Genomic DNA, 14,019 nt, shown 5'->3' with positions numbered 1-14,019 from the left:
TCCGCTGTTGCGGGTCAGGTCAGCCTCGCCTTACTGGAACCCGGGACTAAATTACGACACTATTGTGTTGTGTATTCCATGACCAACGCTACTGCTGTGCCTGTTGTCCGGCACGGGGCTTCCGCTGTTTCCGCGGAAGGCGGCGTCATGCCCGCAGGGCCGGTGGCTGACGCAGATGAGCGTACCCGCGACCGCGTCCTTGCTGCGGTCCTGGAACACGGACCGGTAAGTGCCGCCGAACTGGGCGACCTGCTGGGATTCACGCCCGCGGCAGTCCGCCGCCACCTGGACCATTTGTCCCGCGCCGGCGTTATCGAAGTCAAGCGGGTGGCCAAGTCGGGTGCAGGGGCAGGCCGCCCCGCCCGGCGTTACGTCCTTAGTTCCCAAGGCCAGTCGAGCCTTGGCAACGACTACCTTGATATTGCGGCCCTCGCCCTCCAGCAGCTCCAGGAAATGGCAGGCCCGGACGCGGTGCGGGCCTTCGCCGTCGAGCGCTTTGCGGACATGGAGCGCCGGTATGCGCCCGAGATCGAAAAGGCGGGTCCGGACATCACCGACCGCGCCAAAGCGCTTGCGGACGCCCTGAGCCGGGACAACTTCGTGGCGTCGGCAGCCTCCATCGAGGCCAAGGCTCCGTTGCCGGCAGCCCTTTCCAGTGTCCAGCTGTGCCAGGGCCATTGCCCCATCCAGCAACTCGCCGCCCGTTTCCCCGTGTTTTGCGATGTGGAGACCGAAGTGTTCTCGAGGCTGGTGGGGGTAGACGTACGCCGGCTCTCCACACTTGCCCGCGGCGGCCACGTCTGCACCACCCACATTCCCACAGGAAGGCTGTCTGCCGGAGGGCCTAAACCGCTCCCGGCAGCCCCCGCCCGCCTGAATGAAGTAACCAACCATCAGCAAGAAAGGCCGTGATGACGGACCAACTATCAGAGAAAGCAGTCGCCGAAAACACTGTGATCTCGGAGATTCTTGAGAAGAATCCCGAGCTTCACGGCATCGGCAACTACGAGTACGGCTGGGCTGACAAGAACGACGTCGGCGCCAACGCCCGCCGTGGGCTCGATGAAGAGGTAGTCCGGGACATTTCGGCCAAGAAGAGCGAGCCGGAATGGATGCTCGACCTGCGCCTCAAGGGCCTGAAGTACTTCGACCGGAAGCCCATGCCCACGTGGGGTGCGGACCTCTCCGGCATCGACTTTGACAACATCAAGTACTTCGTCCGCTCCACGGAGAAGCAGGCTGCCACCTGGGAAGACCTGCCCGAGGACATCCGCAACACGTACGAGAAGCTGGGTATCCCGGAAGCCGAGCGCAGCCGCCTCGTCTCCGGTGTTGCTGCACAGTACGAGTCCGAGGTTGTCTACCACCAGATCCGCGAGGACCTCGAAGCCCAGGGCGTCATCTTCCTGGACACCGACACCGCCCTCAAGGAGCACCCGGAGATCTTCCAGGAGTACTTCGGCACGGTCATCCCCGTGGGCGACAACAAGTTCGCGTCGCTGAACACCTCGGTGTGGTCAGGCGGTTCCTTCGTCTATGTGCCCAAGGGCGTCCACGTGGACATCCCGCTGCAGGCATACTTCCGCATCAACACCGAAAACATGGGCCAGTTCGAGCGGACCCTGATCATTGCCGACGAGGACTCCTACGTCCACTACATCGAAGGCTGCACCGCGCCGATCTACACCTCGGACTCGCTGCACTCGGCCGTCGTGGAGATCATCGTGAAGAAGGGCGCCCGCGTCCGGTACACCACCATCCAGAACTGGTCCAACAATGTGTACAACCTGGTGACCAAGCGTGCCATCTGCGAAGAAGGCGCCACCATGGAATGGGTCGACGGCAACATCGGCTCTAAGGTCACCATGAAGTACCCGGCCGTCTACCTCGTAGGCGAGCACGCCAAGGGCGAAACCCTGTCCATCGCGTTCGCCGGCGAAGGCCAGCACCAGGACACCGGCTCCAAGATGGTCCACATCGCGCCGAACACCAAGAGCTCCATCATCTCCAAGTCCGTGGCCCGCGGCGGCGGACGCGCAGCCTACCGCGGCCTGGTCCAGGTCCGCGAAGGCGCCAAGCACTCCGCAAACACCGTCCGCTGCGACGCGCTGCTGGTGGACACCATCAGCCGTTCGGACACCTACCCGTACATCGACATCCGCGAGGACGATGTCGTGATGGGCCACGAGGCAACTGTTTCCCGGGTCAGCGAAGAGCAGCTCTTCTACCTCATGTCCCGCGGCATGCGCGAAGACGAAGCCATGGCGATGATCGTCCGCGGCTTCATCGAGCCGATTGCCCGCGAGCTCCCCATGGAGTACGCACTTGAGCTGAACCGCCTGATTGAACTGCAGATGGAAGGGTCCGTCGGATAACGATGACTGAAATCACTACTGAAAAGGCACGCATCGGCGCGCCCTCAGCCCAGCCGTTCATTGACGGCTTCACGGAGGAAGGCGAGAGCCTTTCTCCCATCAATGCCGGCAACAAGGCACCGCTTGCCGGCGCTCCGGCCAAGCGCCACTCCCACGGCGGCGGCGTCGGTGTCCCGGACAGCTCACGCGCCGGCCGCCTGACGTCCTACAGGCTTGCCGATTTCAAGCCGCTGACCGGCATGGAGGAAGACTGGCGGTTCACCCCGCTCAAGCGCCTCCGCGGCCTTCACACCGAGGTCCTTTCCGGCGCGGCGCCCGCAGTGGTTGTCACCGGTCCGGAGCAGGTCATCGTTGAGAGCGTCGGCCGTGACGACCAGCGCATCGGTACGGCCGGCATCCCCGAGGACCGCGTGTCCGCCAACGCCTGGGAGAACTTCGCCGGCGCGACGGTGGTAACCATCCCGTCCGAGTTCGAAGCCACGTCGGAGATCAACGTGGACATCGAAGGCACGTCCCTCGAAGCCGCCGCCCAGCACCTCGTGATAGTCGCAGAGAAGTTCTCCAAAGCGGTGGTTGTCCTGAACCACAGGGGCTCCGCCGTTGTTTCGGAAAACGTCGAGATCATCGTGGAAGACGGCGCGAACCTGACCGTGATCACGCTCCAGGAATGGAACGACGACGCCGTCCACGCCTCCTCCCAGCAGGCGAAGATCGGCCGCGACGCCAAGCTCAAGCACGTCATGGTGAGCCTCGGCGGCGACCTCGTCCGCGTCACGCCGTCGGCCCGCTTCACCGCCCCCGGCGGCGAAGCCGAGATGTTCGGCCTGTACTTCGCCGACGCCGGCCAGCACCTGGAGCAGCGCCTCTTCGTTGACCACGCCGTGGCCAACTGCAAGTCCAACGTGCTGTACAAGGGCGCGCTGCAGGGCCGGAACGCCCACGCAGTCTGGGTTGGCGACGTCCTGATCCGCAAGGAAGCCGAAGGCACCGATACCTACGAGGCCAACCGCAACCTGCTGCTGACGGACGGTGCCCGCGCCGACTCCGTGCCCAACCTCGAAATCGAGACCGGCCTGATCGAGGGTGCCGGCCACGCCAGCGCCACCGGCCGCATGGATGACGAGCACCTGTTCTACCTGATGGCACGCGGCATCCCCGAGGACGTTGCCCGCCGCCTGGTGGTCCGCGGCTTCCTGAACGAGATCATCCAGCAGATCAAGGTCACCTCCATCGAGGAGCGGCTGACCGAGGCTGTTGAGCACGAGCTCGCCCTCACGGACAACTAGGAAGCACGGAGCACGGTTTACAGATGACTGACCAGCCAAAGGGCGAGCTTGTCTGCAAGGTGGATGAAATCCAGCTGAAGCAGGCGCTGCGGATCCTGATCGACGACTACCCTGTGGCCATCGTCAAGGACTCCATGGGGGAGATCCACGCCATCGGCGACACCTGCTCGCACGCGGACATTTCGCTGTCCGAGGGCGAGGTCGAGGGCTGCGCCATCGAGTGCTGGGGCCACGGGTCCCAGTTCGATCTGCGCAGTGGGCAGCCGCTGCAGCTGCCGGCCTACGATCCCGTCCCGGTGTTCGCCGTCGACGTCCGCGGGGACGAGGTCTACGTGGACGTCACCACTGTCCTCAACGGCGCCGAAGCTCCGAACTTCAGCTAGCACCACAGAATTACGAACCAACTTCCAGACAGAGAGCGCACCGCGGCCGGCAGGCACGGTGCAGAGGAGAACAAGACACATGTCTACTCTTGAGATCAAGGACCTGCACGTCAGCATTGAGACGGAGCAGGGAACCAAGGAAATCCTGAAGGGCGTCAGCCTGACCATCCGGACCGGCGAGACCCACGCCATCATGGGCCCCAACGGCTCCGGCAAGTCCACGCTGGCCTCCACCATCGCGGGCCACCCGCGCTACAACGTCACCAGCGGCTCCATCACCCTCGACGGCGAAGACGTCCTGGCGATGAGTGTTGACGAGCGCGCCCGTGCAGGCGTCTTCCTGGCCATGCAGTACCCGGTGGAGGTCCCCGGTGTCAGCATGACCAACTTCCTGCGCACCGCAAAGACTGCCATCGACGGCGAAGCGCCCAAGCTCCGCACCTGGACCAAGGACGTCAAGGCTGCCATGGAGAAGCTGCGGATCGACGCCGACTTCGCCCAGCGCAACGTGAACGAAGGCTTCTCCGGCGGCGAGAAGAAGCGTGTGGAAATCCTGCAGCTGGAACTCTTCAAGCCGAAGTTCGCCGTCCTGGACGAGACCGACTCCGGCCTGGACGTCGACGCCCTGAAGGTCGTCTCCGAGGGCGTCAACCGCGCCCACGCCGAGGGCAAGATGGGCACGCTGCTCATCACGCACTACACGCGCATCCTGCGCTACATCAAGCCTGACTTCGTGCACGTGTTCGTGGACGGCCAGGTTGTCGAGGAAGGCGGCCCGGAGCTGGCCGACCGCCTGGAAGAAGAAGGCTACGACCGCTACGCCAAGGGCGCCGGCGCGGCCACCATCGCGGCCTCCGCCGCAGCACAGGCCTAGTAAAGGACACTTGCCATGACCGAAATCAACACGGCACGCACGAGCCTTGAGGACGTCGAGGAGGCGCTGAAGGATGTCATCGACCCCGAACTCGGCGTCAACATCGTTGACCTGGGCCTGCTGTACGGCTTGAAGTACTCCGATGACGACGGCGCGCTGCTGATCGACATGACCCTGACCACCGCGGCCTGCCCGCTCACCGACGTCCTGGAGGAACAGGTGGGCAAGGCCCTGGACGGCGTTGTTGACGACTGGCGCCTGAACTGGGTCTGGATGCCGCCATGGGGTCCTGAGCGGATCACGGACGACGGCAAGGACCAGATGCGGGCACTCGGCTTCAACATCTGAGAGCTTCACAAGTACGACGACGGCGGGTCATCTTTCCCAGGAAAGGTGACCCGCCGTCGTCGTTCCTCCACCACAACCATCCGCTGCTCCGTACTTGTCGTTTTCACCGCTCTAAACGACATTTGCGGAGCAATCGATGGGGCTAGAGCTGCAGAGTGCTCGGCGGAGTTAGAGCGAGGGTGCCGAGAACGTATCGCACTGGTTGATGTCCCCGGTCTCGTAGCCGCGGTAGAACCAGCGCTGGCGCTGCTCGCTGGATCCGTGGGTCCAGGCCTCGGGCGTGACACGGCCGGTGGCCGCCTCCTGGATCCGGTCGTCGCCAACCGCAGACGCGGCGGACAGTGCATCGTTCAGGTCCTGCTGCGTGAGGGCTTCCAGGAATGGCTGGCCGTCGGGGCCCGGCTGGGTGGATGCGTGTTTTGCCCAGAGTCCGGCGTAGCAGTCAGCCTGCAGTTCAACCCGGACTGCACCGGACTCCGGCCCCTGCGGATCCTGCTGGGCTTGGTCGAGGCTCCCCAGCACGTTCTGGATGTGGTGTCCGAACTCGTGGGCCACCACATACTCCTGCGCCAGCGGCCCGCCTGAGGAACCGAACCGGTCCACGAGTTCCTGGAAGAACCCGGGATCAAAGTAGGCGGTGGTATCGGTGGGGCAGTAGAACGGTCCCACCGCGCTGGAGGCCGTGCCGCAGCCGGTGCTGACAGCCTGGTCGAAGATCACGGTCTCCGGCTGGGGGTACTGCACGTTGTACTGCTGCAGGTAGGCAGGCCAGAAAGCGTTCAGGCTGTTGACTGTGCCGGTGATGCGGCAGTCCACGCGGGCGTCCGCATCCGCCCCGGTCTGGCAGGCAGGAGCCGTGCCCTGGCTCTGCGGTGCCTGGCCCGCACCGGCCAGGCCCTCCAACAGCTGGGGATTGACGCCCAGCAGCGCGGCAATGAGCAGGATGAGCCCGCCGCCGATGCCGCCGCCCACTTTGACTCCGCGGCCCATGCCGCGCCGGTCCTGGACCTGCGAGGGGTCCAGCTGCACATTGTCATTGAAACTCATAAAGTCACAATACCCGCGGACCCGCGGCTCAATCCGTGCCGGCCGGTAAAGTTGATGCGATGCCTTTCCTCAACCGAATCCAGCGCTGGGCCGATGAACGGCCGCACGACACAGCAGTCGTGATTGCGGGACGGCGCCTTTCCTGGTTGGAGTTCCGGGATTCCGCCGCCGCGCTGGTAGCCCACGCCAAGTCCGTCACGGCCCTCTGTGAGGCCAATTCGGTTGACTTCGCCACCAAATTCGCCGCGGCGGTGGCGGGCGGGCGCCAGTGCGCCGTCCTCGACCCGGCGTGGCCCGCCCAGCTGCAGGAGGACATCAGGCGGCGCGTCGAAGCATCCGCACTTCCGGCACCGGTGTCCCCGGACGATGAGCTGGCGGACGGCGTGCCGGAGGGCACCTTCCTCATCGGCCTGACGTCCGGCACCACCTCGGTTCCCAAAGCCTTCACGCGCTCCCGGCGGTCCTGGCAGGAATCCTTCGACGCCTCGATCGAGTTCTTTGGGCTCCGCCAGGATGATGTGACGCTGGCGCCGGGGCCGCTCGCCGCGAGCCTCAACCTCTACGCCCTGGCAGAGTGCCTTTATGCGGGGTCCGAGTTCCAGACCCTCGAATCCTTCGACGTCGGGGACGTCCATACCGCCATCGCGCATGACCGCGTCACCAGGCTGGTGCTGGTGCCCACCATGCTAAGGATGCTCAGCGAGCGCGGCCTGACCGGATGCGTGGACGCTTCCGGGGTCCGCACCATCATCTGTGCAGGCTCGAAGCTGGACGCGCGGACGCTGGAGGCTGCGCGCCGCTGGGCCCCGAACGCCACCATCTTCGAGTATTACGGCGCCTCGGAGCTGAGCTTTGTGTCCGGGGCCGGGCTGCCAGCCCGCCAGCCTGCCGTGCACGGCGGCACCGGAATTGGCCGGCCCTTCCCGGGCGTGGACGTCCGGATCCTCGATGACGCCGGCATGCCCCTCCCGGACGGTGACGCCGGGAACATCTGCGTCCGGAGCCCGATGGTCAGCAACGGCTACCTCTGGGGCGACGACGGCCAGGCCCTGAAGTCCTTCGGCGGCTGGTTCACAGTGGGGGACCAGGGGTATCTCGCCGAGGGGGAACTGCACATCCTGGGCCGACGCGCGGACATGATCCTCACGGCCGGCAGGAATGTCTATCCGCATGAGGTTGAACTGGCACTGTCAGCGGTGCCCGGGGTCTCCGCCGCCGTGGCTGCCGGAATGCCCGACGACCTGCGCGGCCAGAGGGTGGTGGCCGGCGTCGTCCCCTCCCATGGGGCGGTCACGGCAACGCAGCTCCGGGCGGGACTCGAAGAGCTGCTGGCACGGGACAAGCGGCCGCTCCAGTACTACCTGCTGGCCGAATTGCCCGCCACGGACCGCGGCAAGGTCAGCAGGAGCCTGCTGCTGGACTGGATAGAGTCCCGGGACCCGAGGGTGCGCAGCCTTGGCGGCTGACCAGCTCCCTCCGGACCGGCAGCCCGTCATCATCGCGGCCCTGCGGACGCCGGTTAGCCGCACCAACGGCGTCCTCCGGAAACTGCGCGCCCACGAGCTGCTGGCGCCTGTCCTGCGCAGCCTTCTGGCCGGCGCCGGGGTTGAGCCCGGTGCCGTTGCCGACGTAGTGATCGGCAACGCCGTGGGCGGCGGCGGAAATGTGGCGCGCCTGGCCCTGCTCGAGGCCGGAATGCCCGTCAGTGTTCCCGGCATCACCGTGGACCGCCAGTGCGGTTCGGGGCTGGACGCGATCGTCCTCGCGTCACGGCTGGTGGCAGCGGGCGGTGGTCCGCTGTTCCTTGCCGGAGGTGTTGAGAGCACCAGTACGGCGCCATTGCGCGCGTACAGGAACGACGACGGCAGCCCGGAGTTCTACCGGCGGGCCCAGTTTGTGCCGGCGGCCTTCGGGGACCCGGACATGGGCGTGGCCGCGGAAACCGTGGCGCAGAAGTTCAGTGTCAGCCGGGAGCGGCAGGACGCCTTCGCCCTCCGGAGCCACCGGCTGGCGCTTGGCGCCTCTCAAGCAGGGTATTTCGACGGCGAGCTGGTTCCGCTGGACACCGGCGCCGGGACTGTTGCTGCTGACGATGGTCCACGGCGGGGGTTGAACGCCGCGGTGATGTCCCGGTTCCCGGCCGCCTTCGTGGAGGGAGGAACTGTCACCGCGGGGAACTCATGCTTCGACGCGGACGCCGCCTCCGCCGTCGTCCTGACATCCCTTCAGCGGGCGCGGGAACTGGGCGCGGCGGACGCGCTGCTGGTGCTGGGCGCCGGGACGGCAGGAGTGGACCCCGAGGTGCTGGGTGTCGGTGCCGCCGCCGCGGCGAAGAACGTGCTCGGTGCCGCGCAGGTGGGCGCCGGAGAGCTGGACCTGGTGGAGTTCAACGAAGCCTTCGCCTCACAGACGCTTGCCTGCCTGGATCTGCTGGGGATTGACGGTGAGCGGGTAAACCTCGACGGCGGGGCGCTGGCCTTGGGCCACGCGTACGGTGCGTCCGGCGCTGTCCTGGTGACGCGGCTTCTCGCCCAGGCGCGCAGGAACACGGCGCCGGGAAGCCTGGCACTGGCCATGATCAGCAGCGCCGGAGGCATGGGTACGGCAGCGTTGCTGCAGTACGAGCGCCTCTAGGAAGTTCCCGGGCTTCAGTCCTCCGCTTCGCCCAGGCCGCGGGCGGCAAGCGCCTCGCCCGTCTGGCGGGCGAAAGCCACCGAGGTGATGAAGACGGGCAGGATCAGGGCCCTCGGATTTCGTTCCAGGCCCCGGGCGCGGGCGGAATCCCGGACGTCGGCAAAGGTGCCGGCGATATACGGGATGCTGCGCAGCATGATGCCGATGGTGAGGGCGAACCGCTCGGGATCGGCACCAAACCTCCTGAAGGGCGTGGCTGCCCTGACTACTCCATCCAGGAGCTGCTGCACCGGGGTAGTGGCTGTGAGCAGCGAGGCCGCCACAACGCAGATGACGATGTTCAGGACGATCCTGGCCGCAGTCGGGGCTCCCAGCTGCCACCACTGGAACAGCCCGATGACCAGCAGGACGGCAGCGAGCGGGCGGATGGCTCCCCAGAGCCGTTTCAGGCCCGCACCGGTGAGCAGGAAGAGGCCGCAGAGTCCGCCAAGTACCGCCGCCGAGATGAGCCAGTCCTGGATGATGAACGAGGCCAGGCCGCAGCCGAACACCAGGAGGAACTTCAGCGCGAGCGGTGACCGGTGGAGCAGTGAATTCCCCGGCACGTAGTTGGCCAGGAGGAAGCCGTGCCCCCTCATCGGACGCCCGGCTCCGTGGCACGGAGGCCTTCCATGCACAGGGCGCGGTACGCTGCCACCGCTTCCGCCGGGGCACCGTCGAACGCGACTCTTCCCTGTTCGATGACCAGTACGCGGTCCATCTCCAGTGAAAGGTCAAGGTCGTGGGTGGACATGATGACCTGCTGGTCCAGCCCCGCCAGGGTCCTGCGGAGAAGCTCCCGGTTGCGAAGGTCCAGGAGGGTGGAGGGTTCGTCGAGCACAAGGACCTGGGGGTTCACCGCCAGGACGGCCGCGAGGGCCATCAGCTGCCGCTCGCCGCCGGAGAGTTCGTAGATGCTCTGGTCCGCCAGATGCAGCAGTCCCATCCGCTCGAGGGCCGCTTCGGCCTGGCTGCGCCGCTCGGTGCCGTTCTTCACCGAGCGGCGCAGCGAAAGCTCCACGTCCTCCCGGCCGGTGGGCATCACCAGCTGGGAGAGGGGATCGGTGAAGACAAAGCCGACGTTCCGCCGGACTTTCCGGACGGCACGTACTGTGTCGTCGCCGTCGACCGCAACGCTGCCCGCTGTCGGCTGGATGAGGCCGTTGACCAGCCGCAGCAGCGTGGACTTCCCGGAGCCGTTGGCGCCGATGACGCCCACGCGCCGTTCCGTGAGTTCGAGGTTGACGTCGGCGAGGAGGACCTTGGGCTCAGGGGAGTGGTCCGTTTCGACGGCGACTGTTGTCTTGTCAAAGGTCACGGAAGGCATGGCGGTTGTTCCTAGGCTTCGGTGGTCTGGACGGTGCTGTGGCGGACGCGGCGGACCAGGATGTCCGGGAATGCGCGGTGGAGGGCGACGGCGATGATGGCGGCGAGGATGTTCTTGACGATGTCTCCGGGGTAGAAGACCAGGTCGCTTACGAATGCCTGCGCCAGGGTTGCCTTGGTGTTCAGGGCAATGCCGGCGACGCCGAGCGAGTGCACCACCAGCACGCTGGTGGCCATGGCGGCCAGGAAGAGCCAGAGGGCACGGACTTTGGTGGTGCGGCGGATCACCAAGGTGGCGAGCCAGCCTACGACCAAAGCTGCGATGGGGAAGGCGATGATGTAGCCGGCGGACGGACCGGCGAGGATGCCCAGTCCGCTGCGGCCCTGGCTGAAGATCGGAAGGCCGGCGAGGCCCAGCAGGGTGTACAGGCCGACGGCGGCGAAGCCCCTTCCGGGGCCGAGCACCAGGCCGGTGAGCATCACGGCAAGGGTCTGGAAAGTGATGGGGACGCCGAAGCCGTTCACGGCCAGGCCGGGAACGAGGGCCGCGCCGGCCACGAGGGCGGCGAAGACGGCGATCAGGCCCAGGTCGGTGGCGTTCCAGCTGTGGCGCTTGGTCTTGCCGGTATTGCTGACGGCAGTGTCGGTGTTGCTCATGGTGGTCCTGTCGGGGTAGTACAAGCGGGATCTGGTGTAGTCCCGACGTTACCGGGGCAGGGCAGGAGGTATTTTGTAGGGGCCCTACTAAAGCAGGCCCCGGCGGATGAGGGCTGGGCACAACTGGCCCACCGTTCATGCCAGTAACGGTTCTGGTTCCTGGGGGCCGCGATGGGTTCTGTGAGCTGTGAGCTCCTACGGTTATTGCAGCTGAAGCACCAGCTTTGGCGGGGTGCTTGTCTCCCTTGAGCCGAAGTCGGCCCCGTCGCTGCTGGTGGCGTTGATGCCAAGCGAGAGGATGCCGCCGACCTCGCCCTGCAAAGCTGACGCACTCAGCGTCACTTCGTAGCTGGTGTTCGACGCGACGGGTCCGAGACTGCCCAGCACACTGCTGCCCAGGGCCGGCCTTGTGCTGTACGTGAGGCCGCTCTCAGTCCAGGTGTCGTCCGTAACCAGCCTGACGTTCTGCATACCCACTGAGCCGCTGGTCGTCGCCCGCAGTTGGAGCTTCGCGCTCACGATCGTCTTTCCTGCGAGCGCCGACACATCAAACTTCAGGTAGGCATTCTCCACCGGACTGTTGTCCACCGCGAGCTTCGGCGCCGTCCCGTAATTCGCCGTCGCCGCCCCGCTGGAAACATAAGCGTCCGCTGTGGCCGTCAACGTCACCGTCACCGTCTCCGGGGGCGTCGTAGCCGCGGCTGTGGTGAAAGTCCACGTCTTGGCAATGACTGCATTTCCGGAGGAATCTTTCGCCCCGGTGACCCTCGCGGTGTACTGCGTACCAGGATTCAAATTGGCGGTGGGATCCAGCGTGGCGGTGTTGTTGCTGAGGGTCACGACCGCATTCACAGGAGTGGTTGAAGCTCCCTCGGCCAGCGTGAACGTCGTGTTGTTGACCGTCGTCGAGTCCATTGCCTCCGAAAACGTAGCCGTGACATTGCCGGTGACCGCTGCGTCTGCTGCATTTTCTGCAGGAGTCACCGAGGTCACCGTAGGCGCGGTGGTATCTCCGGGCGGGGTCCCCGTGCCCGATCCCAGCTGGAGGACCAGCCTGGGTGGGGTGGTTGTCTCTCTTGAGCCGAAGTCGGCCCCGTCGTTGCTGGTGGTGTTTATGCCAAGCGAGAGGATTCCGCCGAGCTCGCCCTGCAGAGCTGACGCAGTCAGTGGCACTTCATAACTGGTGTTCGACGAGACGGGTCCGGCGGTGCCAAGGATGCTGGTGCCCAGGGCCGGCCTTGTGCTGTACGTGAGGCCGCTCTCAGTCCAGGTGTCGTCCGTAACCAGCCTGACGTTCTGGGTTCCCACTGAGCCGCTGGTCGTTGCCCGAATCTGGAGCTTCGCGCTCACGATCGTTCTTCCTGCGAGTGCCGACATATCAAACTTCAGGTAGGCATTCTCCACCGGGCTGTTGTCCACAGAGAGCTTCGGCGCCGTCCCGTAATTCGCCGTCGCCGCCCCGCTGGAAACATACGCGTCCGCTGTGGTGGTCAAGATCTCCGTTTGCGGCGCCGTGGTGTCGATCAGCCACGTTCGCTCCGCGGGAGTCGGGTCCGCGTTGCCGGCCGCGTCGGTCGCCCGCACCGTGAAGACGTGCGAGCCAACCGCGAGATCAGCGTATCTCTTCGGCGAGGTACATCCCTCGAAGGCACCTCCATCCAAGGCACACTCGAAGGTCCCGGGCTCCGTGGCAGTGAAGGTGAACTCGGCCGAAGTGCTGCCACTGGTCCCTGACGGACCACCTGTAATCGATGTATCGGGCGGGGTGGTGTCCGGCACGGGGTCTCCGCCTCCGCCCTCTGCTCCTATTTGTCGCGGGTCAAAAGTAGTGTCCACAAGCAGGCGGGGGCTGAACGCATCGGCAATCTGCTGCCAGGAGACAAGCTTGTGGTTTTGGTTACCGCTGTTACCGTTGCCCGCGTCCGTGTTGTTGTGGTCCTGGCTCGTGAAAAGGCCAGCGGGATAGGAGGGTCCAAGTGGGAAATTGGTGACATCAATCCCGTCTTGGCCATTGACACCGTCGACGCCGCCTCCGGCGACGATCTTGAAGGAGCCGACGAACGCGTTGTCACCGCGGTTGTAGACAACGAAGTTGGATCCGCCCTGGCTCGACACAATCAGATACCCGGTCCCCTGCCGGCCATAGTAAATGGCGGAGTTTTTGACGTTCTCCACTATTCGTCCGCCGGTCGCCACCGTGCGGTCCACGAGCGACCGGGTTGAGCCGTCCCCCGGCTCAGCTCCGTAGCGCCAGAGGCCGACTTTCTCCTCGGACACGTATAAACGTTGCAGCTCATCATCTGCGGAAATACCCTCGGAGCTGTCGCCATTGTCGAAAGAACGCACCGCTGTCCCGCGAACCGATCCGTTGGCGCCATCCAACTCGAACTGGGTAATCACATTCGTATTGAAGTCATGCACAAAGGCGTAGTACTTCCCCGACGCCGGGGAGTGATACATTCCAAAGCCGCGGGGCCTGCCTGGAGTGCTGATGCGCCCCACCTCTGTCAGGGACCGGTCCGCGACGTTCACCTTGTAGAACCGAACGCCGGTCGACTCCACGTTCCTCTCCGTCACGCCGACGAGGGCGACGCGCTCACTGCCCAACGGAAAGTTGTACCGGAGATCGACGTTGTTCATGCTGCCGTGCAGGTAGAAATGCAGCTGGCGCCCGGACAGGTCGTAGACCCCCACTCCTCCGGTACTTAACTTGTCTGTGCCGATCACCACGCTCTGCGACGGATCCGTGGGGTGTATCCAGATCGCGGTGTCGTCTGCCGCGTCACTGGAGCTCGGAACGGGTGTTGTCTCTCCCGACGGAACCACGAGGACGTCCGCCGCATGCGCCTGCGGGGCGATGATTACGTTGAGGCCTGCGAGGGCGGCGGCTAAAACCGCAACAAGCAGGATCCGGAACAGCGTGGGAGCGTGGCGCAAGGATCCGCCAGCGGCCCGCGTGCGTCGAGCAGCAACCGTGTGAGCCATGGACTTCCTATCCGTTGGCCGGTGCTGCATAAATGCACCGGATGTCCGATACGGACGCCCCAGGC

At 65.5% G+C, this 14,019-nt stretch carries 13 protein-coding genes; 8 read left to right on the top strand and 5 right to left on the bottom strand.

The window, feature by feature from the left end; genetic code table 11:
* Positions 1-69 precede the first annotated feature (69 nt).
* The 6 genes from U7114_RS09560 to U7114_RS09535 all read left to right on the top strand — a co-directional run bounded on the left by U7114_RS09560 (position 70) and on the right by U7114_RS09535 (position 5,266).
* The gene (locus U7114_RS09560) at positions 70-912 is read left to right on the top strand and encodes a helix-turn-helix transcriptional regulator (protein ID WP_370460741.1); all 843 of its coding nucleotides are present in this window, start codon (positions 70-72) and stop codon (positions 910-912) included.
* Positions 912-2,375, top strand: coding sequence for a Fe-S cluster assembly protein SufB (gene sufB / locus U7114_RS09555; RefSeq protein WP_104997916.1), 1,464 nt, complete (start codon positions 912-914; stop codon positions 2,373-2,375). Before U7114_RS09560 ends, sufB begins: the two co-directional genes overlap by 1 nt.
* Before the next feature lie 2 nt (positions 2,376-2,377).
* Positions 2,378-3,661: a Fe-S cluster assembly protein SufD gene (sufD, locus tag U7114_RS09550; protein ID WP_321216189.1), complete on the top strand. Its 1,284-nt coding sequence runs from the start codon at positions 2,378-2,380 to the stop codon at positions 3,659-3,661.
* A 23-nt stretch (positions 3,662-3,684) separates the two neighbouring features.
* Entirely contained in the window at positions 3,685-4,044 is a 360-nt protein-coding gene (locus U7114_RS09545) for a non-heme iron oxygenase ferredoxin subunit (protein ID WP_323057182.1), read from the top strand.
* A gap of 79 nt (positions 4,045-4,123) precedes the next feature.
* Entirely contained in the window at positions 4,124-4,918 is a 795-nt protein-coding gene (sufC, locus tag U7114_RS09540; protein ID WP_104997919.1) for a Fe-S cluster assembly ATPase SufC, read from the top strand.
* A gap of 15 nt (positions 4,919-4,933) precedes the next feature.
* A complete protein-coding gene (locus tag U7114_RS09535; RefSeq protein WP_157242355.1) occupies positions 4,934-5,266 on the top strand; it encodes a metal-sulfur cluster assembly factor in 333 nt (110 codons plus the stop codon).
* A gap of 168 nt (positions 5,267-5,434) precedes the next feature.
* On the opposite strand, the gene U7114_RS09530 is transcribed toward U7114_RS09535, so the two are convergent.
* The gene (locus tag U7114_RS09530) at positions 5,435-6,313 is read right to left on the bottom strand and encodes a neutral zinc metallopeptidase (protein WP_157242354.1); all 879 of its coding nucleotides are present in this window, start codon (positions 6,311-6,313) and stop codon (positions 5,435-5,437) included.
* 59 nt (positions 6,314-6,372) lie between these two features.
* Between U7114_RS09530 and U7114_RS09525 the strand changes: the two genes are divergently transcribed.
* Positions 6,373-7,779 (top strand): class I adenylate-forming enzyme family protein, encoded by a 1,407-nt coding sequence (locus U7114_RS09525; RefSeq protein WP_323057181.1) that lies wholly within the window; start codon positions 6,373-6,375, stop codon positions 7,777-7,779.
* Positions 7,769-8,947, top strand: a complete 1,179-nt coding sequence (locus U7114_RS09520; protein WP_323057180.1) for a thiolase family protein — start codon at positions 7,769-7,771, stop codon at positions 8,945-8,947. Before U7114_RS09525 ends, U7114_RS09520 begins: the two co-directional genes overlap by 11 nt.
* A gap of 14 nt (positions 8,948-8,961) precedes the next feature.
* On the opposite strand, the gene U7114_RS09515 is transcribed toward U7114_RS09520, so the two are convergent.
* The 4 genes from U7114_RS09515 to U7114_RS09500 all read right to left on the bottom strand — a co-directional run bounded on the left by U7114_RS09515 (position 8,962) and on the right by U7114_RS09500 (position 13,954).
* Positions 8,962-9,585: an energy-coupling factor transporter transmembrane component T family protein gene (locus U7114_RS09515; protein ID WP_157242351.1), complete on the bottom strand. Its 624-nt coding sequence runs from the start codon at positions 9,583-9,585 to the stop codon at positions 8,962-8,964.
* Positions 9,582-10,313 (bottom strand): ABC transporter ATP-binding protein, encoded by a 732-nt coding sequence (locus U7114_RS09510; RefSeq protein ID WP_323057179.1) that lies wholly within the window; start codon positions 10,311-10,313, stop codon positions 9,582-9,584. Before U7114_RS09510 ends, U7114_RS09515 begins: the two co-directional genes overlap by 4 nt.
* 11 nt (positions 10,314-10,324) lie before the next feature.
* Complete coding sequence (locus U7114_RS09505) at positions 10,325-10,969, bottom strand: biotin transporter BioY (protein ID WP_323057178.1); 645 nt, start codon at positions 10,967-10,969, stop codon at positions 10,325-10,327.
* A 201-nt stretch (positions 10,970-11,170) separates the two neighbouring features.
* Positions 11,171-13,954, bottom strand: a complete 2,784-nt coding sequence (locus U7114_RS09500) for a phytase (protein WP_323057177.1) — start codon at positions 13,952-13,954, stop codon at positions 11,171-11,173.
* Positions 13,955-14,019: the final 65 nt, after the last annotated feature.

It is taken from the genome of Pseudarthrobacter sp. C1, from assembly GCF_034720455.1.
Classification (GTDB): Bacteria; Actinomycetota; Actinomycetes; order Actinomycetales; family Micrococcaceae; genus Arthrobacter.
Note: the sequence above shows the minus strand (reverse complement) of the source record. Positions and strands in the feature narration are given on the sequence as shown.